We start from the raw sequence: 25,101 nt of genomic DNA, 5'->3' as shown, positions 1-25,101 counted from the left end.
GGGGACGGCTCGCCGCCGCTCCCTCTCTCAGGAGGAGGGCGTCGCGCTCGGGAAGAAGTGCCGCTCGACGGGATCGCCGTCGGCGTGCGTCAGCGCCGCCGCGCGGATCTCGCGGTCGCGGCCGGTCAGCCGCTGGGTCTCCTGCCGCCGGAACTCGCCCCACGAGGGCACCATGAACGTCTCCAGCTGCACGTCGGCCTCCTCCCCGCTCCGGTAGAGCGCCCACCGCGAGGCGCCGGTCCGGCGGCGGGAGCTCTCCAGCAGCCGCATGGCCGATCGGAAGTCCGCGAGGGAGTCGGGGCGGACCGTCCACGAGATCTGCACCATCACCGGCCCGTCCGTCGGCTCCGGCTCGAACACCAGCGTGGGCGTGGGCCACGACATCGAGATGCTGCGGTCGACGGTGCCCGTCCCCGGCAGCAGGGGCAGCACCCGCACGCTGGCCGCCACGAGGAGGAGCAGAGCGGCCGCCGCGGCGTACGCGGGCGCGGTGCCGAGCACCTGCGCGGCCAGGCCCCAGCCGATCGAGCCGACCGCCATGGTCCCCATGAAGACCAGGATGTAGATCGAGGCTCCGCGGGACCGCACCCACTGCGGCAGCGTGAGCTGCAGCGCCGCGTTCAGCACGGTGAGGGTGCCGATCCAGGCCAGCCCCGCGAGGACCAGCAGCAGCAGCGCCGGGACGAGGGGCAGGAAGGCCGCCGCGAGCGTCCCCGCCGCGAACAGCAGGGCGCTCGCCCCGATCACGACGTCGTCCGAGAGCTTCCGGCGGGCGAGCGGCAGGGCGAAGACGCCGAGCACGGCGCCGGCACCGAGGGCCCCGAGGAGGAAGCCGTAGCCGCTGGAGTCGAGCTGGAGGCGCTTCGCGGTGAGCGGCAGCAGCGCCCAGAGCGCACTGGCCGGCAGGGCGAAGAGCGCGGAGCGGAGGAGGATCCGGCGGACGAGGTGGGCGGAGGCGACGTACCGGATCCCTCCCTTCAGCGCGGCGCCGAACTGCTCGCGGTCGTCGAGGCCGGTCTGCGCCGGCCGCTTCCACCAGAGCAGAGCGAGCACGGCGCCGATGAAGCTCAGGGCGTTGATGCCGAAGACCACCGGAGCGCCGAACGCCGAGAGGACGACTCCCGCCAGGGCCGGGCCGACCGCGCGGGCGCCGTTCACGGTCACCCCGCCGAGGGCCGACGACGCCGCGATCAGGTTCCGGGGCACGAGCTCCGGCTGGATCGCCTGCCAGGCCGGCGAGGTCAGGGTGGAGGTGATGCCGAGCAGGAAGGTGAAGGCCAGGATCGTCCACGGCGTCAGCGCGCCGACCGCCGCCACGACCGTCAGAGCGGCCGCCAGCAGCGCGCTGGCCGACGACCCCCAGATGAGCAGCCGCCGCCGGTCGAGCGAGTCGGCCAGCACGCCCGCGGGGAGGGCGACGAGGATCGAGGGCGCCAGGCTCGCCGTCTGCACGAGCGCGACGACCGCCGCGCCCGCGGCCGCCTCGACCAGGTACCACTGGGCTCCGACGGTCTGCATCCAGGTGCCGATGTTGCTGCCCAGCTGGGCGAACCACAGCACGCGGAAGGCGGTGATCGCCATGGGCGCCCAGGCCGACGGCTGCGCCGGCGCGGACGTCTGCGCCGGGGCGGCGGGAGCGGGAGCCGGAGCGACGTCCTCAGTCACGGGGCACGGCCTGCCGCACCGAGAAGAGGTTGCCGAACGGGTCCAGCAGCTGGCACAGCCGCTCCCCCGTGAACACCGTCTTCGGACCGCGGTGGGCGACGGCGCCGTTCGCCGTCCAGTCGGCGACGACGGCGTCGACGTCGGGGACCGTCCAGTACGGGCTCGTGCCGTCGGGTCCGGGCCGGTTCAGCTCGTCCCGCTCGTGCAGCGTCAGGCGGGTGCCGTCCAGGTCGTAGGCCACGAGCGCCCCGCCGCGGACGACGGGCTCGCGCCCGAGCCGCGCCGAGTACCAGGCGATCGCGGCGTCGAGGTCGTCGACGAAGTAGAAGACGTTTCCGACTCCGGCGAACTCCGTCGTCATGCTCGGGCCGGCGGGAGGGCGTCGCGGAGGAAGGCGAGCGAGGGGCCGATGGCCGCCTCCGTGTACCCCTCGGCGTGACGGGTGCCCGGGATCAGCTGCAGCGTGCTGGCGACTCCGACCGCGGAGAGCGCCGCCTGCATGGCGTGCGCGTCGCTCACGGGGACGAACTCGCCGAGCGAGTTGGCCAGGAACACCGGCCCGCCGTCCGGGGAGGCGTGGCGCGTCGTGGAGGCGGCGGTGAGCAGCCCGCGGTCGCCCCCGACCTCGTTGAGGATCGTCCAGCGCAGGAAGGCGTCGTTCCGGCCGGTCTGGTTGATGTCGGCGCTCTTCATGGCGTCGAGGTCCTGCGTCGTCGGCGTGGCCGGGAGGTCGTCGGTCGCCTCGACGATGCCGAGGAGGTCGAACATCCCCGACCAGCTGACGGCGGGCCGGCCGGTGGCGATCGCGGCCTCCACGACCAGGTTCCCGCCCGCCGATCCGCCGAAGAACGCCAGTCTGCTCCGGTCGAACGCCCACTCGGACGCGACCGCCCACCGCTCCGCGGCGAGCACGTCGTCCCTGCTGGCCGGGAAGACCGAGTCCGGAGCCTCGCGGTAGTCCGCCGCGAACACGAGGTAGCCGGCGTCGACCAGCATCGTCGCGAGCGCCCGCTCCTTGCTCTTGTCCCCCCGGAACCACCCGCCGCCGTGGATCAGCACGACGGCCGGCCGAGCGGCGTCCTCGGCCGGGGACACCGACCTGCTGTACACGTCCAGCACCTGCAGCGACGACCCCCCTTCGACGTACGGAACCCCGATGCTCACTGACGGCTCGTCCGACACGGTGACCCCCTCCGGTCCAGATTCTCGACTGCAGTCAGACCGTAGGAGCCGGGGGCGGCACGAGCCAGGCCCTGCCGGGGTCACCCAGGAGGGCGCCCGCAGGCCCGCCTCCCGCGGCGGCGCCGATCGCGACTAGCCTCGGAGGGTGTTCCTGACCGAGCCGTACGGCTTCCGCGACCGCTCCGCCCTCGACGAGCGCCGGGCCCTGCTCGAGGACGAGCCCTCGGTGCAGCCCCTCCGGGCGTTCCGCGAGGAGCTCCTCGCCCGGCGCATGCGCAGGCATCCGGGTGCCGTGGTGCCCGACTTCGACCCGGCCGAGGCCGGCGTCGAGGCGCGCGCGCTCATCGTGCTGGAGGCCCCGGGACCGATGTCGACCGGCCCCGACGGCTCCGGCTTCGTCTCGGTCGACAACGACGACGCGACCGCCGCCTCGACCTGGACCCTCCGCGACCAGGTCGGACTGCACGCCCGCACCCTGGTCTGGAACATCGTGCCGTGGCAGCTCGACGGCGCCCCCGACGCGGACGAGGTGCGGCAGGGCGCGATGGAGCTGCGCCGGCTCCTGCCGCTGCTCCCCGACCTGCGGGTCGTCGTCAACGCCGGGACCGCGCCGACCAGCGGCTGGAAGAAGAACATCGAGCCGTACCTGGTCGACGGCCCGACCGTCATCGACTCGTGGAGCCCCGGCCAGCGGGCGATGAGCCAGCCCCGCAAGCGCGACGAGCTGAAGCGCGCCTTCGAGCGCGCGACGCACCTGGTCGGCTGAGCCCCCGGGGCTCCGAGGCGTCACGAACGGTCGTCATCGGAGCCGGGAGGCAGCCCTTCGCGACGCCTCGACCGCCGGCGGGCGGTCCGCTCAGGCCGAGCGGGCGTCCCGCAGCGCGTCGGCCGACTGCTGCGCGGCGCGGCGGACGTCGCGGTCCGGGTCGCGGAGCATGCCCGTCAGGACGGCCTCGACGCTCGCCGCGAACTCGCCCTTCGCGTCGCGACCGGAGGAGATCCCCGCCAGAGCGGCCGCCACGAGAGCGCGCGCTCCGGCCGCGCGGACCCGGGGGTGCTCGTCGGTGGTCAGGCGGGACAGCTTCTTCTGCCCGCCCAGCACGCGCTCGGCGCAGACGCGGGCGCACATCTCGCGGACGCGCCAGGAGGGGTTCGCGAGTCCGGCGGTCACCGCGTCGGCGGCGTCGTTGTCCCAGACGTAGAGGAGCGCGCGCGCGCCCCAGAGCTCGGGCCAGTAGAGGGAGGGCGCTCCCTTGAGGATCCCGTCGGCGTGCTCGCCGCCCACGGTGAGGAGGAAGGACTCGCCCTCGTACCCGCCGGTGAGCAGGGCCGCGGATCGCAGAGCGACGTTGCGCTCCCCCTCGCGGGCGACCTGCGCGCGCAGGCGCTCCTCGAGCGGATCGGTGAGGGTGACGGTCGGTTCGTTGTCGCGTGCCATGAGGCTCCCGAGAGTACTCGCCCGCCCCGCGCCTTCGAAGACCCGCAGCGTTCGGCGCCGCGGCGGTCGGCCCTCTCCGTCCTGCGGCGATGGTCCGATCAGCACTCGTGCCACCTGCTGGTCGAGTGGCGCCGCAGGGACCACGGCTGAGGGACGCCTGGTAGATTCGATCCGATCGACCCCCTCCCAAGCCTCTCCGCGATGCTCACATGGGAGGGGCCTTTTTCTTCGGCACCGAGGTACTGCGATGGCACGGAAACCGAGCCTGTCGTGGAAGCAGCAGGTCCAGCTCCTCCGAGACCGCGGGCTCGGCATCGCCGACGGGGAGGCCTGCACGAGCTACCTGGCCGCGCAGAACCACTACCGCTTCTCCGGGTACGCCCGCTAGTTCCAGCAGGCTCCGCACGACGGGGACGACTCGTTCGCGGACGGAGTCTCGTTCGAGGACGTCCGAGCGGTCTGCGACGCAGATGAAGCGCTGCGGCAGAGCCTGCGTGCTCGACTGGCCCGTGCCGAGATCCTTCTCCGCAGCCGTACGGCTCATGTCATCGCTCGTGAGGACGGCCCGCACGAGTGCTCTCTCGAGAAGAGCTTCTACTCCGAGTCTCCGAACGCGGAATCGACAGTCGATTCGTGCCTCCGCGACATCGAGCGCAGCAGGGAACGGCATGTCCTCCGCTTCACGGAGCTCCCCGGCGGCAGGGGCGCGGCCGCCTTCGGCGAGCTACCGGTGTGGTCGGCCGTCGAGGCCTGGTCCTTCGGAACTCTGTCGAGATGCATCGAGCGAGGGGCACGAGGATCGCTTGCGGGGGGACGTCGCGTCCGGTCTGGGAGTCGCCCGAGCCGGTTTCGCCTACCGGGTCCGCGCACTCGTCTACCTGCGCAACCGGTGCGCTCACCACAGCCGGCTCTGGAACCACTCCGTGATCGATGCGGGCCCCACGCCCAACAACGTCCGTGCGAAGGCGAAACGTCTCGCCGGGCAGTTCACTCCGCGCTCGGTCGTGGACGTCATCGCTTCGTTGGACGACATCCTCCTACGAGGAGCGGACGCGGCCCCGATCCTTCCGGAGCTCGTCGCCGAGCATTCCCTGCACGACGTGTTCTGGCGAGGGCTCACGACGCCCCGGACCCCCCTCGATCATCGAGGACCGCAGTGGGAGCGACGCGTCCGGGACGGTCCCGCCCGCCCCGCGCCACGGCGGATGCCGCAGCGGATCGGACGATGCCCGCCCGCTCAGGAGGCGCCCACCGGGAGGTCGGCCCCGCCTGACTATGCTGGTGCCACCCCCGGCAGCCGAGCCCTCTGAGCCTCGTCCGCGCCGGGGTGGCGCGACTCACCCGCCCGGGGAGCGGAGGAGGTCCTCTCATGGCCGATCGGCCGAACCTCCGCCATGTCGCGGCGGTCGCGGGCGTCTCGCACATGACCGTGTCGCGCGTGCTCAGCGGGCACCCCAACATCAAGGAGTCGACCCGCCAGAAGGTCCTCGAGGCGGTCGACGAGCTCAACTACAGGCCGAACATCGCCGCCCGCTCCCTCGTCACGCAGCGCACCGACCGCATCGGCGTGATGATCGAGAGCGGCGCCGAGTACGGGCCGTCGAGCACCCTCCGCGCGATCGAGCGCGCCGCCCGCGAGAAGGGGTACTCGATCACCTCCGTCGCGCTGCGGCCGGACCTCGAGATGACCCCCACCGACGCGATCGCCCACCTGATGGGCCTCGGGATCGACGCGCTCTGCGTGATCGCGCCGCGCTCCTCCTCCGTGGCGACCCTCCGCACCGTCGAGATCGGCGTGCCGACGCTCGTGGTGAAGAGCGATAAGGATCCGAGCTTCCTCACCGTCTCGGTCGACCAGCAGGCCGGCATGTTCCAGGCCGTCGACCACCTGGGGAACCTCGGCCACCGCGACGTGCTGCACCTCTCCGGCCCCCTCGACTGGCTCGACGCGCGCGCCCGCGAGCGCGCCTTCCACAGCCGCGCGAAGTCGTGGGGGATGCACGAGCGCCCCATCGTCATCGGCGACTGGACCCCGGACTCCGGGTACGACTTCGCCGCGAGCCTGCAGTCGGTGCCCGACTTCACCGCGATGGTCGTCGCGAACGACGAGATGGCGCTCGGAGTGATCCACGGCCTCGTCGAGCGCGGGATCCGCGTGCCCGAGGACATGAGCATCGTCGGCTTCGACGACCTGCCCACCGCCCGCCACTTCCTCCCGCCGCTGACGACGGTCCGCCAGGACTTCGACAAGCTCGGGACGACGGTCGCCGAGGTGATCCACGCGAGGATCCGCGGCCAGGAGATCCCGCAGCGCACCCGGATCCCCACGGAGCTGGTGATCCGCTCCTCCACGGCCGCTCCCCGATCGTGACCCTCCTGTTCCCGTCCCGCCGCATGCGCTCGCGTATCATCGGCGGCAGCCCCTGGCACGCCGGACCCTGACGGCGCGCCGCACACGAACCGAGGACGGCACGTGGCGATCTCATCGAGGACGACCCGGAGCTCCGCGGCACCCGTCGTCGAGATGACCGGCATCCGCGTCTCCTTCGCCTCCGGACCCGCTCTGACGGACGGGAACCTGCGGCTGGTGCCGGGCGAGATCCACGGGCTGATGGGCGAGAACGGCGCGGGCAAGTCCACGCTGATCAAGACGCTCACCGGCATCCACCAGCCCGACGCGGGCGAGATCCTCGTCGACGGCGTCGCCCGGCGCTTCAGCGGCCCGGCGGAGGCGAAGGCAGCGGGCATCACGGCCGTGTTCCAGGACGAGCGCCTCACCGACAACCTCAGCATCGGCGAGAACGTGATGCTCGGCCACGAGGTCCGCGGCCGCTTCGGCATCTCCTGGTCGCGCACCCACCACCGCGCGGCCGAGATGCTCGCCGAGCTGGGCCTGGAGGACCTCGATCCGCACCTGCCGCTGCGCTCGCTCTCGCCGGCGATCCGCCAGCTGGTCGCGATCAGCCGCGCGATGGTCGACCGTCCGCGCGTGCTCGTGCTCGACGAGCCCACCTCCAGCCTCGACCTCAGCGACGTGGCCCGCCTCTTCACGGTGCTGCGGAGGCTGCGCGACCAGGGCGTCGCGATCCTGTTCGTCTCGCACTTCCTCGAGCAGGTCCTCACCCTCAGCGACCGGCTGACGGTGCTCCGCGACGGCGGCACCGTCGGCGAGTACCCGGCGCACACCATGGACCGCGCCGAGCTGATCGCGAAGATGATCGGCAAGGACATCGATGCGCTGCGGCAGATCGGCTCCGACCGCCGCGAGCACCGCCGCCAGCCGGTCGGCCCGGCGATCTACCGCGCGCACGGGATCGGCCGCCGCGGCGCCGTGGGTCCGACCGATCTGGAGCTGCACCGCGGCGAGATCGTGGGCTTCGCGGGCCTGCGCGGCTCGGGGCGCACCGAGCTGGCGTCGCTGGTGAGCGGGGTCGAGAAGCCGGACACCGGCGAGGTGCTGATCGACGGCCAGCCCGCGCACATCTCCGACCCGGTGTCGGGCCTGCGCCACCGCATCGCCCACTCGAGCGAGAACCGCCGCGAGGACGGGATCATCGGCGACCTCTCCCTCCGCGAGAACCTCGTGCTGGGCCTGCAGGCTCTGCGCGGCTGGGCGCACCCGCTCTCGGCTGCCGAGACCGACACCCTGGTGCGCACCTACGTCGAGGCGCTGAACATCTCGCCGGCCGACCCGGACATCCCGGTGAAGTACCTCTCCGGAGGCAACCAGCAGAAGGTGGTCCTCGCGCGGTGGCTCGCGACCCGTCCGCGGCTGCTCGTGCTCGACGAGCCGGCGCGCGGGATCGACGTGGCGTCGAAGGTCGAGATCCAGGCGCACATCGCGCAGCTCGCGAAGGAGGGGGTGACCGTCGTCTACATCTCGTCCGAGCTGGAGGAGGTGGTGCGCCTCAGCGACCGCATCGTCGTCTTCAAGGACCGCGAGAAGATCGGCGAGGTCAGCAACGGCCCCTGGCTCACCGTCGACACGATCGTCGAGATGATCGCCGCCGACCGCGACGACGACCTCGACGACGACGACTGACCTCCCCCGCCGGCCGAGCGGCCGCACCGTCCACCGGGTCTCGATGAGCCGTCCGGGCTGCTCGACCGCCAGGACCTCGGCGCGCCGGCGGGTCCCGCTCGGGCGCCGGGCCTGCGAGGATCCGGGGGTGGACGATCAGCGACCGGACGAGCTCGCGGAGCTGCAGCGGCGCGCCTACGGCCGAGGCTCCGACATCGAGCGGGACCCCGGCGCGCTCGCCCGGCTCTCCGCGCTCGAGGCCCGCGTCCGTCCCGCCCTCGGCACCGCACTGCCGGGCGCGGTGGTTCCCGCGGACTCCGGGGACGCGGCGCCGGAGGACGCGGCACCTCCCGCGGACGCCTCCGCCGACGAGGCGTCCGACCCCCTCGGCCACGTCCCGCCCCGCCGCTCCCGTCGGCGCGGCCTCCTCCTCCCCGCCGCGCTGGCCGCGACGGCCGCCGTCGCCGCGGGGGCCACCCTCCTCGCCACCGCCGAGGACGGACAGCCCGGCCGCGAGGTCGCCGTGCTGCCGCTGTCGAACGGCACCGACCTCCCCGGCTGGGAGGGACTGGGGTTCGACGGATCGGTCACCACCGAGGACTTCGGCGGGCTCACCGTCGTGCGGCAGAGCCTGCCCGCCGACACGGGGCTCACCGTCGTCCGGCAGCGCCGCTCCTCGAGCGCCGGCTCGTGCCTCTCCATCGTGCGGACCGCCGAGCCGCAGGACGGCCTGTTCTTCCAGGGCTGCACGGCCGGAGCGTTCCCCGCGGTCGCGCAGTTCACCGTGACGTCGGCGGCGCCGGAGGCCCTGCGCGAGCGGTTCCCGATCGGCACGTCCCTGCGGTTCGCCCTCGAGGGCGACGAGATCCGCGTCCGATCCGACGCACCCTGACCACTCAGATCCCCGTCCGTCCGTGCGGATCGCCCACCTTCTTCGACTCGCTCGACCCGCGCTCGCGCAGGAACACGGCGAGCGCCGCCATGCTGCCCGCCGCGAGGAACTCCGACTGCCAGTTCTGGAGCGTCCGGTTCCAGAAGTCGGCGGAGGAGACGTAGCCGAGCCAGTCGACGGGCGCCTCCAGGCTCGTCAGCTGCTCCTCGTTGTAGGCCACGACGCCCGTCACCGACTGCGCCGCCCAGGACAGCAGGAACACCGCCCCCATCACCAGCAGCAGCGAGTGCGAGAACAGCGCCTGCCGCAGGCCGCCGGCGGACGCCGAGGGCGGCGAGTCGTCCTCCGCGGACGCCCCCGCCTTCTGCTGCTCGTCGGTCTCGAGGCCCTCCTCGCCCACCCGCTTCGACTCGGGCGAGCCGCGCTGCACGAGCCAGACGGTCGCGCCGATGTAGAGGAAGAACTGGAGGTACTCCGACTGCCAGTTCTCGGCGACGTCGATCGCGAAGTCGGAGGAGGTGACGAAGCGCCAGTAGCCGACCTCCCGCAGCCCCTCCGCGACCTGGGTGTCGTTGTACGCGGCGAGCCCGGCGAACGACTGCCCGAGGAGAGCGAGCAGGAAGATCGCGAGGAAGAACAGCGAGAGTCCGTTCTCGCGCGGGAAGCGGCGCATCCGGCTCACCTCCCGAGGATCCCGACGGCGAAGAACCCGATCAGGCCGAGCACGATCACGGCGTAGTACAGGGCGGAAGCGGTGCGCACGTCAGCTCCCGTCCAGGACGCAGTCGAAGGGCGCGTCCGCCACCGGCGTGCACCCCGCCGCGCGCACCAGCCAGCCGTCGTCGCCCGGGGTGAGGAACACCGCGCTGCCGCCGGAGCGCACGATCGCCGCCCGGCCGTAGACCTCGGCGTCCCCTGCTCCGTCTTCCGCGATCCCGAGCTCCAGCACGCCGCCGGGGCAGTCGCCCTACCGGTCCTCCACGGCCTCGCGGGCGGAATCGGTGAGCAGCGCGCACGCCGCGCGGCCGTCGCCGTCGGCGAGCGCGGAGAGGAAGGCGTCGGCCGCGCGGCGGGCCGCCGTGCCGTCCGCGGAGCATCCGCAGAGCGCGAGCACGAGGGCCGCCGTCGCGGCCGTCGCGGGGACGGAGCGCGATCGAGGGAGCATCATGGCCAGGGAAGCTACTCCCGGGCCCGACCACCGGGCAGAGGGTTACCATCGGGCCCTGCGGGCCCCGCGACCGGATCGTTACCGAAGCGCACCGCCGTGCTGTTGCGTCACAAGAATTGTTCACGGTAACATTTCGACGTGGCGCTGCTTCGGCCGGCGCCCACTGCACATCCTGCACTCACCGCACCTCGGGCCGCTAGGCCCGCATTCGAGGCCCTTCGGGGTCCACCATCTCGGGCACTCTCTTCGTGCCCGCGATCTCAAGGAGGAGATCTATGTCCAAGACGAGGCGTATCGGCCAGTTCCTGGGTTTCGCAGCAGTCGGCGCACTCGCGTTCGGACTCGCGGGCTGCTCGGGCGGTTCCGGCACCGATTCGGGCTCCGGCTCGAGCGGTGACCTCACCACCGTCGGCTTCGTGGCCGTCGGCCCCGAGGGCGCGTGGCGCCAGGCGAACGAGACCAACATCGAGGACACGTTCACCAAGGACGCCGGCTTCGACCTGAAGTACGCACCCGCCACCAACGGAGACCAGAAGTCGCAGATCGACTCCTTCACCTCCTTCGTGGACGAGGGCGTCGACATCATCCTGCTCTCCGCCACGGAGGGCTCCGGCTGGGAGGACTCGCTCGAGCGCGCCCAGGAGGCCGAGATCCCGGTCATCCTGATCGACCGCGGCATCGAGCCGGACAACACCGACCTCTACGTGACCCGCATCGCGCCGGACAACATCGCGGTCAGCACCTCGGTCGCCGACTGGGCCAAGACCACCTTCCCGAGCGGCGCGAAGTACTTCACGCTCGAGGGCCCCGCGGGCGTCTCGGTCGTCAACGAGCGCAACGAAGGCTGGGACGAGGTCATCGGCGCCGACTCGAAGTTCACCAAGATCGGCGCGCAGACCGCGAACTGGTCCACCGAAGAGGCCAAGAGCGTCTTCGAGACCGTCCTGAAGTCGAACAACAACGACGTCCAGCTGGTCTTCGCCCAGAACGACGAGATGGGCCTCGGCGCTGTCCAGGCCGTCCAGGAGGCCGGCCTCACCCCCGGCACCGACGTCAAGATCGCCACGATCGACGGCACCAAGAACGCCCTGCAGGCGCTGGCCGACGGCGAGCTGAGCTTCGTCGCCGAGTACAACCCGCTGTTCGGCGAGACCGCCCTCGACGCGGTCGAGAAGACCCTGGCCGGCGAGACGGTCGAGTCCTCGATCGTCGTCCCGAGCGAGACCTTCGACTCGCCCGAGGCCGCCACCACCGCGCTGCCCGACCGCAAGTTCTAGTCGCTCAGCACCACCGGTCGCCCGGCGTCCTCCTCGACGCGGCACCACTCCCCCGGAGCGACCGGGGCCGGCCCACCCGCCGGCCCCGGTCGCTCCGACCCTTCGGCGCACCTGTTCGGCTGCGCCCCGCTCGAGAACGGAACGACGCGACATGACAGGTTCGCCTCCGATCGTCGAGATGAAGAACATCTCGATCAGCTTCCCCGGCGTGAAAGCCCTCGACGGCGTCGACTTCCGCCTGTTCCCGGGCGAGGTCCACACCCTCATGGGTGAGAACGGCGCCGGCAAGTCCACACTCATCAAGGCCCTCACCGGCGTCTACCGCATCGACAGCGGAGACATCGTGATCGACGGGGAGACCCGTCGCCTGACCGGCACCGCCGACTCGCAGGCCGCGGGCATCTCCACCGTGTACCAGGAGGTCAACCTGGTCACGAACCTCTCCATCGGAGAGAACGTGATGCTCGGCTACGAGGTCCGCGGACCCTTCGGCATCAACTGGAAGGCCACACACCAGGCCGCGAAGGTCGCGCTCGAGAAGCTCGGCCTCGGCCACCTCAACACGCGCCAGTCGCTCGCCTCGCTCTCGATCGCGATGCAGCAGCTGGTCGCGATCAGCCGCTCGACGGTGAGCGACTCCAAGGTGCTCATCCTCGACGAGCCGACCTCGAGCCTGGACGCGAACGAGGTCGAGAACCTCTTCGTCGTCATCCGCCGCCTCCGTGCGGAGGGCGTCGCGATCCTCTTCGTCTCGCACTTCCTCGACCAGGTCTACGCGATCAGCGACCGCCTGACGGTGCTGCGCAACGGCACCTTCGTCGGCGAGTACCTGACCCACGAGCTCGACCGCACCTCGCTGATCTCGAAGATGATCGGCAAGGACATCGCGGCGCTGCGCTCCCTCGACTCCGAGCGCGAGAGCCAGGACCACCTCTACCGCGACGCCCCGCTCTACACCGCGAAGGGCATCGGCAAGAAGGGCTCCATCGAGAGCACCGACCTGACGCTGCACCGCGGCGAGGTCGTCGGCTTCGCCGGGCTCCTCGGCTCCGGCCGCACCGAGCTCGCGCGCCTGATCTACGGCGTCGACAAGCCCGACACCGGCGAGATCACGATGCACGGCAAGAAGATCGACGTCCCGACGCCGACCGCCGGCCTCGCCCACAAGATCGCGTTCTCGAGCGAGAACCGCCGCGACGAGGGCATCATCCGCGACCTCTCGGTCCGCGAGAACCTCATCCTCGGCGTGCAGGCCAAGCGCGGCTGGGCCCGCCCCCTCTCCAAGAAGGAGAAGGACGAGATCGTCGGCAAGTACCTCGTCGAGCTCAACGTGCGCCCGGCCGACCCCGACCGCCCGATCAGCAAGCTCTCCGGCGGCAACCAGCAGAAGGTCCTCCTCGGCCGCTGGCTCGCCACCGCCCCCGAGATCCTCATCCTTGACGAGCCGACCCGCGGCATCGACGTCGGAGCGAAGGCCGAGATCCAGGAGAAGGTCGTCGCCCTCGCCGGCGAGGGCGTCGCCGTGGTCTTCATCTCGTCCGAGCTCGACGAGGTCGTCCGCCTCAGCGACCGCATCATCGTCCTGAAGGACCACCGCGTGATCGCGGAGATCCTCAACGGTCCCGCTGTCACTGCGGAGTCGATCGTCACTACCATCGCCGCAGAGGGAGTCGTCGACGAGGACGTCGTCGTCCTCGAGAGCGCCACGCAGGAGGCCGCATCATGAGCAGCGACACCCGACCCGCCCGGGGATCAGTCCTCGGCGGGATCATCCGCCGCCAGTACTTCTGGGGAGTCGTGGCGATCGCCCTGCTCCTCCTCGTCAACGTCGTCAAGGACCCGGGCTACCTGGCCGTCTCGGTCAGCCCCACCACCGGCTACCTCGTCGGCAACGTCATCGACATCGCCCGCGCCGCCGCTCCGATCCTGATGATCGCCGTCGGCATGTGCCTGGTCGTCGCGACCGGGGGCATCGACCTCTCGGTCGGCTCGATCATGGTCGTCGCCGGCGCCGTCTCGATGGAGTTCCTCAACTCCGCGGGAGCGCCCGACTCGCTCGGCGCCGCAGCGGGAGCCTTCGCGGTCGCCCTCCTGGTGGCCGCCGTGCTCGGAGCCGTGAACGGCATCCTCGTCTCGGTGGTGGGCCTCCAGCCCTTCATCAGCACGCTCGTCGTGATGCTCGCGGGCCGCGGCCTGGCGAAGGTCATCACCGGCGGCCAGAACACCGCCGCCACCAACGAGCCCTTCCGCTGGCTCGCGAACGGGTACGTCTTCGGGCTCCCGGTCGTGTTCCTCCTCGCCATCGCCATCGTCGTGGTCGTCGGAGTCCTGGTGCGCCGCAGCGCCCTCGGCCTGATGATCGAGGCCATCGGCATGGACCCGAAGGCGGCCCGCCTCGCGGGCATCAACCGCCGGGGCCTGCTGATGACCGCCTACATCGGCAGCGGCATCCTCGCCGGAGTCGCGGGCGTGTTCGCCACGGCGAGCGTGATGACGGTCGACGTCTCGCGCACCGGCTACCAGCTCGAGCTCGACGCGATCCTCGCGGTCGTCATCGGCGGCACCTCGCTCGCCGGCGGCAAGTTCAACATCACCGGTGCCGCCGTGGGCGCGATCCTGATCGCCACCCTCGACAAGACCGTCGTGTTCCTCGGAGTCTCGTCCTCCGCGACGCCCGCCTTCAAGGCGATCGTCATCGTCGCGCTCTGCCTCCTGCAGTCCGAGCGCGTCCGCTCCGCCTTCAAGTCCCGTCGCGAGGCGCACCGCAGCGTCCCGCAGAAAGAGGCGATCCCCGCATGAGTGCCGTGATGACCCGCTCCGCCCCTCCGGCGAGCACCAAGCGCACCTCCGGGGCGCGCGGCTGGCTGAGCCAGCACCTGGACAAGCTGCCCACCCTGGCCGCGCTGATCATCTTCTTCGGGATGATCGTCTACGGCGAGGCCGCCTACGGCCGGATCCTGCAGGCGAGCACGATCTCGAACCTGCTGGTCAACAACGCGCACCTGATCATCCTCGCCGTGGGCCTCACCTTCGTGATCCTCACCGGCGGCATCGACCTCTCGGTCGGCGCGGTGATCGCGTTCAGCAGCGTGAGCGGCGTGCTCCTGATCAACGCCGGCTGGAACCCCTGGCTCGTGATGGTCCTGATGGTCGTGATCGGCGCCCTGTTCGGCGTGATCTCCGGCGTCCTGATCCAGTACTTCAACGTGCAGCCGTTCATCGCGACGCTCGCGATGATGTTCCTGGCCCGCGGTCTCGCCTCCATGCTGAGCACCGTCCCGGAGCGCCTCCCCGAGGACTCGGCCGTGCTGAGCCTGGCCACGCCGATCAAGCTGATCGACGGCCCCAAGGTCAACGACTTCGTCATCAGCCCCGGCGTGATCATCGCGATCCTCGTCGTGGCCGGCGCGTTCTTCGTGCTCCACCGCACCCGCCTCGGCCGCACGGTCTACGCGATGGGCGGCTCCGAGCAGTCGGCGGCCCTGATGGGCCTCCCGGTCGTGCGGACCAAGCTGTTCATCTACATCATCAGCGGCACGCTCGCCGGTCTCGCCGGTGTGGTCTACACCGCCCGCCTCGGCAGCGCGCAGAACATCACCGGCACCGGCTGGGAGCTCGACGCCATCGCGGCGACCGTCATCGGCGGCACGCTGCTCACCGGCGGCGTCGGGTTCGTGCTCGGCTCGGTGGTCGGCGCCCTGGTGCTCGGACTGATGAACGTCCTGATCACCCGCGACGGCGGCATCCCGCCGGAGGCGACCACGATCATCACCGGAGGCATCCTCCTGGTCTTCGTCCTCCTCCAGCGCGCCGTCATGGCCCGCAGCAAGACCTGACCGGGCTCCCGCCCGATCTCCCCCGGCGCCCCCTCGTCCCTCCGCGGACGAGGGGGCGCCGTCGTGTCCGGGGCGCTCCGCCGGCCTCAGGAGGCGGAGCGGCTGAGCGTCAGCGCGGCCTGCTCGCGGGTGGCGTAGCCGCACTCCTCGGCGAGGCGGGCGAAGTCGGCAGGGCCCCGCCGCCGCAGGCCGATCCGGCGCCGGAGGGTGCCCGCCCGGCGCGTCTCGATCTCCTCCGCCGGCGTGCGGCCGAGGAACGCGAAAGCCTGCGCGAGCATGCGGGGGCAGACGAGCAGCTCCCGGGCGAGCACCGCGGCGGAGAACGCCGGGTCGCGGTGGCGCGCCTCGATCACCGGGATCGCCTCCGCGTAGACCTGGTCGGCGCTCCGGGTCCGGACCCGCGGAGCGCTGTGCTCGACGATCCCCTCCAGCAGCAGTTCGCTCGCCCGCCTCACGCCGGCGGCCCCGAGCACGGCCGGATCGCCCTCGATCAGACTGTTGGCGAGGGCACGGGCAGGCGTCCAGACCGACTCGCGCACCAGCACGACCTCGTTGATCCGCTCGCGGACCCACCGGTGCTCGAGCACGGCGGCGTCGAAGCTCCAGGTGTACGAGAGGGTGGGCCGCCGGTAGTCGATGCGCACCGGGACCCTGGCGTCGAGGAGCAGGACGCTGTTCGGCGTCGCCTCGAGCACGCCCTCGTCGAGGACGACCTCGCCCCCGCCCTCGACGATCAGGGAGATGTGAACGCCCACCGGCCTGTCCGCCCTGTCGACCGACGGCGAGAGGGCGACCCTGATCCCGTTCGGCCCCCACACCCGCGTCAGCGCGAGTCCCGGTCCGTCCGCTGCGTCCATCCGCAGACCGGGAGCGCCCGTCCCGCGCTCGTCCCCTGCGCGAGCGAACGCCTGCATCCGCTCCTCTGCGGCCCCCATCTCCCGCCTCCTCCGCGTCGAACGAACAGAATCCCTCATCTGTCGATCACCGCCGGACGTTCGCACGGATCTCCCAGGCCTCCGCGCCTCGCGCTCGGAATCCGGCCGCACGCCGTCGCCGGACCGGGAGGACGGCCACGGGGACCGTCCCGGTCAGCAGCGCTGGGAGAGCCGCCGCAGCGCGCGGTGAGCGCTCCCCACGGAGGCGAAGCCCGCCTCCTCGGCTGCGCGCGCGAAGTCGGCGATCGCCAGGGACCGCCCGCCGATCAGGAGCAGGAGGGTCCCCGCCCGGCGCCGCTCGAGCTCGTCGTCCGCCGTGCGTCCGAGGAAGGAGAACGCGCGAGCCAGCGTCAGCTCCGACACCAGGAGCTCGCGGGCGAGCCGGGCGGCGGTGAGGGCGGGATCGCGGTGGCGCTCCTCGATGAGGGCCATGGCCTCCCCGTAGACCTCCTCGGCGCGGGGACGTCTGCGCGGCGCGGAGCTCTCGACCAGCTCCTTCAGGAAGGCCTCGCCCGCCCGGGCGACGGCAGGCTGCTCCGCCAGAGCGGGGTCGCCGTCGAGGAGACCGTTCATCAGCGCCCGCGCCGGGGCCAGGAAGCAGCCGGCGACGGGCAGGATCTCGCCGAAGCGCTCCGTGAGCCAGCGCTGCTCCCGCGCCCGCTCGCCGAGCACCCAGGCGTAGATCACGGTCGAGCGGGGGAAGCGCGCCCCGGTCCGCGGCTCCGCGTCGATGACCACCAGATCACCACTGCCGCACTCGAGCGTCCGTCCGTCCTGTCGGATGCGTCCTCCGCCCTCGACGACCAGCAGCAGATGCGCGCCCGGCGGGCAGCGCGACTGCGGCTTCTGCTCGAGAACGCAGCCACCGGGGATCCACAGTCTGGCGATCTCGAAGCCGAGCGAGCCCGTCGCCTCGACCCGCAGTCCAGAACGGGCCTCCACGCCGTTCCAGTGCTCGGCCATCCGCCGGTACATCTCGGCCGATCTCGACCTCATCGGGCGCCCCCTCCTCGCGGGCACGCTGACGCCTCACCACGGGAGTGATTCGCAGCCCGCGCGTGCTCCGTTTGTCACCGGATCGGTCACAGCGGACGGCGACGCTCCCGCTCACCGCGCCGGCGGCGCCCCGGCGGCAGCGTGCGACCGACGGGATCACCGGGTCAGGAGGGCGATCGCGACTCGGAACGGCGCCGGAGCACACCACTCCCTCCTCACGGCGGCGCCACTTCCTCCTCACCTGCCCCCGAGCGCTTGGGCCGACCGACCGCCCGCGGGAAGACTCCCCAGCGGTACGGCGCCCGTCGTACCCGCCGAAGCGGCCGAGCGGACGACGACCGTCCTCCGAGCAGGCCGCCGGCGCGAAGACAGACCGAGGAGCTTCACTGTGACTTCCGACAACTCTCCCGCTGAGCAGGGTCCGCTGAGGCGACGCACCGTCGTCGCCGGCGCCACCTGGTCCCTGCCCGTGATCGCCGCAGCGACGGCCACCCCGGCCGCCGCCGCCTCTGCCACGCAGACCCTCGTGTTCAGCTCCATCCCGACCATGATCGCGTGCATGCCCAACACGGCGCCGATCACGCTGACCCTCACCGGCGGCAACGTCGCGAACGTCCCTGTGCGGGTGAACACCCCGCCCGGCTTCCGCTTCGGAGGGAGCGGGACCGACACCTTCATGACCGACGCGAACGGAGTCGCCACCATCCCGGTCGGCGGCGTCATCGCGGGCCCCTCGACCGGCTCGGCCCTCGCCTTCGGCGGCTCGGCGAAGACGAACGCCCCGTTCCCGGTCCGCCAGACCGGCGACCTGCAGTACAGCACGGGCCTCGCCACTGTTCCCGACAACTCCGGATTCATCCACACCTCCTCGCAGGGTGTGAACGGCAACGTCTCCGTCAAGGCGAACGGCGACATCTGGCAGTACCGGCGGTCGGACGGCTGGCAGAAGCTCGGCACGGGCGCCTCCACGGAGCCCAGCACGTCCGGGCTCACGCAGCAGCCGGACGGAACCTACAACGCGCACTGGATCAAGGACGGAGTCCTCCAGTACGGCAAGGCGCTCGCGACCGTTCCGAACAACTCCGGATTCGTCCGCACCTACGGTCAGGGCGCGGACGGGAACGTCTCCGTCAAGGCGAACGGCGACATCTGGCGTTACAACCGCCAGGCCGACGAGTGGACCCTTCTGGGCACCGGCGCCAGCACCGAGCCGAGCGCGGCCGGCATCTCCGCGAACCCGGCCGGGACCCTGAACGTCCACTGGATCAAGAACGGAGTCCTGCAGTACGGCACCGCAGCGGCCACGGTGCCGACCAACTCCGGATTCGTCCGCGTCTACGGCCTCGGCACCCGCGGCACGATCGCCGTGAAGTCGAACGGCGACATCTGGCGGTACACCCCGCAGGGCAACGTGTGGGACCTCGTCGGCACCGGAGCCAGCACCGAGCCGAGCGCCGCCGGACTGACCCAGCGGCCGGGCGGGACGTTCGAGATCCACTGGATCAAGGACGGGGTCCTGCAGTACGGCACCCGGCTCGCGACCGTTCCGGAGAACTCCGGGTTCGTCCGCACCTACGGTCAGGGAGCGGATGGGAACGTCTCCGTGAAGGCGAACGGCGACATCTGGTACTACAGCACGGCGCAGAACACGTGGACCAAGATCGGCTCCGGTGCCAGCACCGGCCCCGATGCGGCCGGGATCACCGCCCAGGGAGACGGCGCGTTGAACCCCCACTGGATCAAGGCGAGAACCGACTGCCGCTGATCCGCGCCCGGCGGCCCTCTCCGCCCGCGTCCTGCCGGACCGCGGGCGAGGAGGGCCGCCTCCGCCCTCCCGCCGAGGACGGGCGCCTCGTCCGAGGAGGAACGCGCCACCCCGTCTCGGCGCCCCTCCCCCGGCCTAACGTGGTCACCGCCCGCGCACCCCGTCCCCGCTGCGAAGGAGCCCGGTGACCGCTTCCGAGCAGCCGGCCGCCCCGCGCGGTCTCGTCGAGACGCTGCAGCTGAGCGGTCCCCGCGTGGAGGCGTGGCTGAGGAGCCTCGGCTGGGCGAGCGACGGAGCTCCGCCCCTGCACCTCGCCGGGGACGTGCTCGCCGTCGACGGCTTCCGGCTGAGCCGCCTCTGGCACACACCCGGCACGCTCCGGACCGACCCGCCCCTCCCCGCCCCCGACCGGGCCGAGGTCGACCTCATCGTCCCGGTCGCCGGCGAGATCGTCGTCGACGGCCCTCTCGAGGCCGCTCGTCTGCGGCCCGGCGGGCTCGCCCTCCTCCGACGCGACGACTCCGCTCGGTTCCGGGCGGAGGAGGACTCCGCCTGGCTGGCGCTGAGGACGTCGTGGGGCAGGCTCGGCCTCACGAGCGCACAGTCCGACGGGCCGTCCTGCACCCTGCTCGCCGCCGACAGCTACAGCGGCGCCTTCGTCTCCCTCGTCAACGCGACCCTCAACGCGGACCTCGCGGCGGGCGATCCCGGCTTCAGCGAGCTGCGCCGGGCGCTCGAGGCGACCGCGTCGGCCCTGATCAAGCAGAGCCTGCCGCCCGCCCGTCCGGAGGACGGACTCGAGGGCGTCCTCCTCCGCGCGATCGCCGTCATCGATGCGGAGGCGGGTGACGCGGACTTCACCGCCGGCGTTCTCGCGATGCGGCTCCGCGTCTCGCGGGCGACGCTGGACCGCGCCTTCCACCGCCGGGGCACGACCGTGGCCGCGACCCTCCGCGAGCGGCGCGTGCACCTCGCCGCGTCGCTGCTCGCCGCGAGCCCGTCGCTCTCGCCCTCGGCTCGCGCGGCCGTGGCCGAGCGGGCCGGCTTCCGGACGCTGAGGGCGATGGACCGCGCGCTGAGCCGTTCGCGAGACGTCGACCGCGGCTGATCCGACCGGACATCGGCGTACGCGTCGCTCCAGGATGCACCCGGGATTCGTCGAACCGGTTCGCCTCTCCTCTGGAGTGTCGGGAAATGATCCGGTTAGGCTCTTCACGTTGTCGTCAACATAGTGTTACCGTGAACATTGCCGCGTACGAAGCCGGCACACTCCCTCCCCTCAGCAATGGTGCCGACCCTGGAGCAAAGCGCGATGAAGCCTTTCCTGCGACCACTCGTCCTCGTGACGGCCGTGGCCCTCACCGTCCCCCTTCTGACGGCCCAGTCGGCGAGCGCAGCTCCCTCCGACAGCCTCGTCCTGCGCTACGCGCTCGACGAGACGAGCGGCACGACCGTCGCCGACAGCTCGGGCAAGGGCCGCACCGGCACGCTCGTCAACGGAGCCGCTCCTCGCGGAGCCGCGGGCGTCGCCCTCGACGGGACCGACGACTACGTCAAGCTGCCCGACGACCTGCTCGCGGGCCTGAACTCGATCACGGTCAGCACCGAGGTCCTGGTGAACGCGAACCAGGGCACGCCCTACTTCATCTGGGGCCTCGGCAACACGACGAACGGCGCCGGGAACGGCTACCTCTACACGACGGGCAACGGCTACAAGGCCTCGATCGCCACCGGCAACTGGACCACCGAGCAGACCGTCAACTCCAACGCGAACCTCGCGCGCAGCGTCTGGAAGACCCTCACCTACACGCTCGACGACGCGAGCGACACCGCACGCCTCTACCTCGACGGCACCCAGGTCGCGCAGCAGACAGGAGTGACCATCACTCCCGCCGCGATCGGCAACGGCACCACCACCGCGAACGCGATCGGCCGCTCCGTCTACACGGCGGACAAGACCCTCGCCGGCTCGGTCCGCGACTTCCGCGTCTACAGCACGGCGCTCAGCGCGGCCGACGTCGCGACCCTCCAGGCCCCGGACAGCACGCGCGTCTCCCGCGACTCCGCCGCCCTGGACCTCGGGAGCCTCTCCTCGGTCTCCGCGAACCTCACCCTCCCGACGACCGGCCCCAACGGCTCCGCCATCGCCTGGGCCTCGAGCAACTCCGCGGTCGTCTCGACCAGCGGAGTCGTCACGCCGCCCGCGACCGGGGTCGCCTCGGTCGAGCTGACCGCCACGACCACCCGCGGCTCGGCCACGGCCACCCGCACCTTCACCGCCACCGTGCCCGCCAAGGACGTGAACGCCGACGCCCAGAAGGCGCTGGACGCCCTCTCGATCGTCAACTCCGGCGACGTCCGCGGCAATGTGACGCTGCCCGCGAAGGCCGGCTCCTACGACGTCGCCTGGGCCTCCTCGAACTCGGCCGTGCTCAGCACGACCGGCGTCGTGAAGCGCCGGTCCGCCGCCACGCCCGTCACACTCACCGCGACGATCGCCGGCACGACCGCGACCCGGCAGCTGCCCGTCACGGTGACCGCGGCTCCCGCGGACCTCGACACCGAGTACGACGCGGGCTACCTCTGGACCCACTTCGCCTCGACCGACTACGAGAAGATCTACTTCGGCTCCAGCACCGACGGCCTGCACTGGTCGAAGCTCAACAACGACAAGGCCGTGCTCGCCAACCTCGGCGGCACCCTCGGCGTCCGCGACCCGCACCTCGTGCGCTCCCCCACCGGCGACGAGTACTGGATCATCGGCACCGACCTGCACGCCGAGGGCACCGCTCCCGGCGGCACCTGGGACCAGACCAACGCGAGCAAGAACCTCGTCGTCTGGCGCTCGACGGATCTCGTGAACTGGAGCGATCAGAGCATCGTCTTCGCCGGCTTCCCCGACGCGGGCAACGTCTGGGCTCCTGAGGCGATCTGGGACGACGCGACCGGCCAGTACTACGTCTACTGGGCCGCCCGCGACAAGACGCTGACCGGCGGGGCCTCCGCCCAGCGCGTCTACGTCTCGACCACGCGCGACTTCGTCGGCTTCTCCACCCCGAAGGTCTGGCTGGACGAGAACCCCGCCGCCGGCGGCGGGAGCCGCGGCAGCATCATCGACACGACCATCGCGAAGGAGGGGGACACGTACTACCGCTTCTCCACCGCCGACTGGCGCACGGTCGTCGACAAGGCCCCGAGCCTCGCTGGCCCGTGGACCCGCGTGATCGGCTTCGGCGAGGAGAAGTCCCGCGGCCTCTCCGACCACCTCGAGGGCCTCACCGTCTACCAGCTGCCCGACGGCCGCTGGGTCGTCATGGGCGACTCGTTCGGCTACTCCGCCTACGTCACCGACACCCTCGCGGACATGCGGTTCACGGCCCTGCCCGTCGGCACCACCGGCGCGAACACGTACTCGTTCTCGAAGCCCTTCCGCCACGGCTCGGTGCTCCGCCTCTCGAGCGCCGAGGAGGCGCGCCTGACGGCCGCCTACGGCACCAGCAGCACCGGCCCCGCCGCGAAGCCGATCAACGCGGCGGGCGAGATCCTCCGCTACACCTTCGACGGCGGCTCGGGCACCACGGTGCGCGACAGCTCGGGCAACAACCAGAACGGCACGCTCCCCTCGGGCGGCACCTGGAAGGACGGCGCCCTGCAGCTCGACGGCACCGACGACTACGTCAAGCTGCCGAACGACCTGCTCGCCGGAGTGACGGACCTCACCATCCAGTCCGACGTCTGGATCGACCCCGCGCAGGGCGGCGCCTACTTCCTCTACGGCCTGGGCAACACCACGAACGGCGCCGGCGACGGCTACCTCTTCACCTCGGGCAACAACTACCGCACCAGCATCGCGACCGGGAACTACACCACCGAGCAGACCGTCGCCGGCGGCTCGGCCCTCCCCCGCGGCACCTGGGCGCACCTGACGTACACGCTCTCCGGCACCACCGGCACGATCTACCTCGACGGAGTGAAGGTCGCCAGCGGCACCGTCACGACCGACCCGAAGGACATCGGCGGCGGCTCCACCTCGGCGAACTACATCGGGCGCTCGAACTACGACGCCGACAACCGCTTCCGCGGCCAGATCCGCGAGTTCTCGGTCTACAACCGGGCCCTCAGCGCCTCCGAGGTGCTCGCCGCCTCCGGCAACACGTCGGCCCTGGTCGACCTGTCGCTCAGCGGCGACGTCCTGAAGACGGCCCCGATCGTCGACTCGGCGAGCAGGACGGTCACCTTCCCGGTGAAGCCGGGGACCGACCTGACGAAGCTCACCCCGACCTTCTCCACCGCGGCCGGCGTCACGGCGAGCCCCGCCTCCGGCACCGTCCGCGACCTCTCCACCCCGCAGACGGTCGTGCTCACGCCCGCCGCCGGCGGCACCGCGACCACCTGGACCCTGAAGGCCGTCGTCATGAAGTCCCCGGTCCTCGCGGGCCTGAACGCCGACCCGAACATCGCGGTCTTCGGCGACACCTACTACCTGTACGCGACCTCGGACGGCTTCGCCGGCTGGGGCGGCAAGACCTTCTACGCCTGGTCCTCGAAGAACCTCATCGACTGGACCCGCTCGGAGCAGCCCTTCCTGACGCTCGACGGCGCGAACGGCAACGTGCCGTGGGCGACCGGCAACGCCTGGGCGCCGACGATCATCGAGAAGAACGGGAAGTACTACTTCTACTTCTCCGGCGAGAACTCCTCGCTGAACCGCAAGACGATCGGAGTCGCCGTCTCGGACAGCCCGATGGGCCCGTTCACGGCGCAGCCGACCGCGATGATCACCAACGGCGAGTCCGTGCGGTCCGGCCAGGCGATCGACCCCGCCGCGTTCACCGACCCGAAGACCGGCAAGAGCTACCTCTTCTGGGGCAACGGCGACCCGCTCTACGGGGAGCTGTCCGACGACATGCTCTCGATCAAGACCGGCACGATCAAGAAGATCAGCGGTCTGACCGACTTCCGCGAGGGTGCGTTCCTGAACTACCGCGACGGTCTGTACCACCTCACCTACTCGATCGACGACACCGGCTCGGAGAACTACAAGGTCGGCTACGCCACCTCGACGAGCGTCGACGGACCGTGGACCTACCGCGGCGTGGTCCTCGAGAAGGACACCTCGCAGGGCATCCTCGCCACGGGCCACAACTCGATCGTCAACGTGCCCGGCACGGACGACTGGTACATCGCCTACCACCGCTTCGCCATCCCCGGCGGAGACGGCCAGCACCGCGAGACGACGATCGACCGGGTGACCTTCGACAAGACGACCGGGCTCATGCAGAAGGTCGTCCCGACCCTCACCAGCGTCGCCGCGCAGACGATCGTCGACACCGCGCCGCTCGCAGCCTCGATCACGGGGAAGGCGACGGTGGGCAGCACGCTGACCGCCTCCGCCTCCTCCCCGTGGACGGCGACCGGCTTCCAGTGGAAGCGCGGTGGGACCGCGATCAGCGGGGCGACGGCGTCGAGCTACACGCTCACCGCCGCCGACCGCGGAGCGACGATCTCGGTGGCCGTGACCGCCGCGAAGCCGCAGTGGACGCCGGCGACGGCCTCCGCCTCCGTCGGTCCCGTGACCGACTCGGCACCCGCGATCGCCGTGACCACGACCTCCACGACGCGCTGCGCCGCCGGGAAGATCGTCGTCACCGCGACCGCCACGAACCCGAACGCCTTCGCCGCGAAGATCGTGATCGGCACGACGTGGGGCTCCAAGAGCTTCGCCGACGTCGCTCCCGGCGCCACCGTCTCGGCCGCCTTCACCACCCGGGCGACGAGTGTGACCGACGGATCCGCGACCGCCACGGCGACCGCGTTCATCAGCGGGAAGCCGGCCACGGCCTCCGCGACCGCCCCCTACTCCGCGGCCAGCTGCAGCTGATCCGCGGGCACGACCCACACCCATTGAGATCGAGCCGGCGACGAC

General features: G+C 71.6%; 21 protein-coding genes and 1 pseudogene. 13 read left to right on the top strand and 9 right to left on the bottom strand.

The annotated features are described in order from the left end of the window. Nucleotides 1-27: 27 nt before the first annotated feature. From C5C29_RS03795 to C5C29_RS03785, 3 genes are read right to left on the bottom strand one after another with little or no spacing between them, the layout of a single operon-like run. Entirely contained in the window at nucleotides 28-1,665 is a 1,638-nt protein-coding gene (locus C5C29_RS03795; RefSeq protein ID WP_258069456.1) for an MFS transporter, read from the bottom strand. Further along, on the bottom strand, nucleotides 1,658-2,026 hold the full coding sequence (locus C5C29_RS03790; RefSeq protein ID WP_104307961.1) for a VOC family protein: 369 nt from the start codon (nucleotides 2,024-2,026) through the stop codon (nucleotides 1,658-1,660). Before C5C29_RS03790 ends, C5C29_RS03795 begins: the two co-directional genes overlap by 8 nt. Then, nucleotides 2,023-2,829 (bottom strand): alpha/beta hydrolase, encoded by an 807-nt coding sequence (locus tag C5C29_RS03785; RefSeq protein WP_181128733.1) that lies wholly within the window; start codon nucleotides 2,827-2,829, stop codon nucleotides 2,023-2,025. Before C5C29_RS03785 ends, C5C29_RS03790 begins: the two co-directional genes overlap by 4 nt. Nucleotides 2,830-2,992: 163 nt before the next feature. On the opposite strand from C5C29_RS03785, the gene C5C29_RS03780 reads away from it, so the two are divergent. Beyond that, entirely contained in the window at nucleotides 2,993-3,613 is a 621-nt protein-coding gene (locus C5C29_RS03780; protein WP_104222400.1) for a hypothetical protein, read from the top strand. Nucleotides 3,614-3,703: 90 nt separating this feature from the next. Here the strand turns inward: C5C29_RS03780 and C5C29_RS03775 are convergent, their stop codons facing one another. After that, a complete protein-coding gene (locus C5C29_RS03775; RefSeq protein ID WP_258069455.1) occupies nucleotides 3,704-4,285 on the bottom strand; it encodes a HEAT repeat domain-containing protein in 582 nt (193 codons plus the stop codon). Between the two features lie 247 nt (nucleotides 4,286-4,532). On the opposite strand from C5C29_RS03775, the gene C5C29_RS17375 reads away from it, so the two are divergent. From C5C29_RS17375 to C5C29_RS03755, 5 genes and pseudogenes are all read left to right on the top strand, one after another. Next, a complete protein-coding gene (locus C5C29_RS17375) occupies nucleotides 4,533-4,673 on the top strand; it encodes a hypothetical protein (RefSeq protein WP_181068391.1) in 141 nt (46 codons plus the stop codon). Between the two features lie 78 nt (nucleotides 4,674-4,751). Next, nucleotides 4,752-5,558 (top strand): annotated as a pseudogene (locus C5C29_RS03770) (Abi family protein); the annotation flags it as partial. 96 nt (nucleotides 5,559-5,654) lie between these two features. After that, a complete protein-coding gene (locus tag C5C29_RS03765; protein ID WP_104222399.1) occupies nucleotides 5,655-6,656 on the top strand; it encodes a LacI family DNA-binding transcriptional regulator in 1,002 nt (333 codons plus the stop codon). Nucleotides 6,657-6,809: 153 nt separating this feature from the next. After that, a complete protein-coding gene (locus C5C29_RS03760) occupies nucleotides 6,810-8,327 on the top strand; it encodes a sugar ABC transporter ATP-binding protein (protein WP_104222487.1) in 1,518 nt (505 codons plus the stop codon). A gap of 127 nt (nucleotides 8,328-8,454) precedes the next feature. Next, nucleotides 8,455-9,198, top strand: coding sequence for a hypothetical protein (locus tag C5C29_RS03755; protein ID WP_104222398.1), 744 nt, complete (start codon nucleotides 8,455-8,457; stop codon nucleotides 9,196-9,198). A 4-nt stretch (nucleotides 9,199-9,202) separates the two neighbouring features. Here the strand turns inward: C5C29_RS03755 and C5C29_RS03750 are convergent, their stop codons facing one another. The 3 genes from C5C29_RS03750 to C5C29_RS03740 all read right to left on the bottom strand — a co-directional run bounded on the left by C5C29_RS03750 (nucleotide 9,203) and on the right by C5C29_RS03740 (nucleotide 10,366). Beyond that, nucleotides 9,203-9,871: a DUF6766 family protein gene (locus C5C29_RS03750; RefSeq protein ID WP_104222397.1), complete on the bottom strand. Its 669-nt coding sequence runs from the start codon at nucleotides 9,869-9,871 to the stop codon at nucleotides 9,203-9,205. A gap of 90 nt (nucleotides 9,872-9,961) precedes the next feature. Continuing rightward, a complete protein-coding gene (locus C5C29_RS03745) occupies nucleotides 9,962-10,147 on the bottom strand; it encodes a hypothetical protein (protein WP_104222396.1) in 186 nt (61 codons plus the stop codon). An 18-nt stretch (nucleotides 10,148-10,165) separates the two neighbouring features. Further along, on the bottom strand, nucleotides 10,166-10,366 hold the full coding sequence (locus C5C29_RS03740; RefSeq protein WP_104222395.1) for a hypothetical protein: 201 nt from the start codon (nucleotides 10,364-10,366) through the stop codon (nucleotides 10,166-10,168). A 275-nt stretch (nucleotides 10,367-10,641) separates the two neighbouring features. Between C5C29_RS03740 and C5C29_RS03735 the strand changes: the two genes are divergently transcribed. The 4 genes from C5C29_RS03735 to C5C29_RS03720 all read left to right on the top strand — a co-directional run bounded on the left by C5C29_RS03735 (nucleotide 10,642) and on the right by C5C29_RS03720 (nucleotide 15,479). Next, a complete protein-coding gene (locus C5C29_RS03735; RefSeq protein WP_104222394.1) occupies nucleotides 10,642-11,643 on the top strand; it encodes an ABC transporter substrate-binding protein in 1,002 nt (333 codons plus the stop codon). Between the two features lie 151 nt (nucleotides 11,644-11,794). Beyond that, nucleotides 11,795-13,369 (top strand): sugar ABC transporter ATP-binding protein, encoded by a 1,575-nt coding sequence (locus tag C5C29_RS03730; RefSeq protein ID WP_104222393.1) that lies wholly within the window; start codon nucleotides 11,795-11,797, stop codon nucleotides 13,367-13,369. Continuing rightward, the gene (locus tag C5C29_RS03725; protein WP_104222392.1) at nucleotides 13,366-14,442 is read left to right on the top strand and encodes an ABC transporter permease; all 1,077 of its coding nucleotides are present in this window, start codon (nucleotides 13,366-13,368) and stop codon (nucleotides 14,440-14,442) included. Before C5C29_RS03730 ends, C5C29_RS03725 begins: the two co-directional genes overlap by 4 nt. Then, complete coding sequence (locus tag C5C29_RS03720) at nucleotides 14,439-15,479, top strand: sugar ABC transporter permease (RefSeq protein ID WP_104222391.1); 1,041 nt, start codon at nucleotides 14,439-14,441, stop codon at nucleotides 15,477-15,479. The genes C5C29_RS03725 and C5C29_RS03720 overlap by 4 nt, the downstream gene beginning before the upstream one ends. A gap of 86 nt (nucleotides 15,480-15,565) precedes the next feature. Here C5C29_RS03720 and C5C29_RS03715 read toward each other — a convergent pair whose 3' ends face one another. Both C5C29_RS03715 and C5C29_RS03710 read right to left on the bottom strand, forming a co-directional pair. Then, nucleotides 15,566-16,414 carry a hypothetical protein gene (locus C5C29_RS03715; protein ID WP_104222390.1) on the bottom strand — a complete coding sequence of 283 codons (849 nt, stop codon included), beginning with the start codon at nucleotides 16,412-16,414 and terminating at the stop codon, nucleotides 15,566-15,568. Between the two features lie 153 nt (nucleotides 16,415-16,567). Next, nucleotides 16,568-17,410, bottom strand: coding sequence for an AraC family transcriptional regulator (locus C5C29_RS03710; RefSeq protein ID WP_104222389.1), 843 nt, complete (start codon nucleotides 17,408-17,410; stop codon nucleotides 16,568-16,570). Nucleotides 17,411-17,798: 388 nt separating this feature from the next. Between C5C29_RS03710 and C5C29_RS03705 the strand changes: the two genes are divergently transcribed. From C5C29_RS03705 to C5C29_RS03695, 3 genes are all read left to right on the top strand, one after another. Continuing rightward, complete coding sequence (locus tag C5C29_RS03705) at nucleotides 17,799-19,175, top strand: hypothetical protein (protein WP_104222388.1); 1,377 nt, start codon at nucleotides 17,799-17,801, stop codon at nucleotides 19,173-19,175. Between the two features lie 184 nt (nucleotides 19,176-19,359). After that, the gene (locus C5C29_RS03700) at nucleotides 19,360-20,283 is read left to right on the top strand and encodes a helix-turn-helix domain-containing protein (RefSeq protein ID WP_104222387.1); all 924 of its coding nucleotides are present in this window, start codon (nucleotides 19,360-19,362) and stop codon (nucleotides 20,281-20,283) included. A 204-nt stretch (nucleotides 20,284-20,487) separates the two neighbouring features. Then, the gene (locus tag C5C29_RS03695) at nucleotides 20,488-25,056 is read left to right on the top strand and encodes a family 43 glycosylhydrolase (protein ID WP_181065494.1); all 4,569 of its coding nucleotides are present in this window, start codon (nucleotides 20,488-20,490) and stop codon (nucleotides 25,054-25,056) included. Nucleotides 25,057-25,101: the final 45 nt, after the last annotated feature.

Source organism: Rathayibacter sp. AY1H2 (assembly GCF_002931985.1).
Classification (GTDB): domain Bacteria; phylum Actinomycetota; class Actinomycetes; order Actinomycetales; family Microbacteriaceae; genus Rathayibacter.
This window is presented reverse-complemented; position numbering and strand designations above follow the sequence as displayed.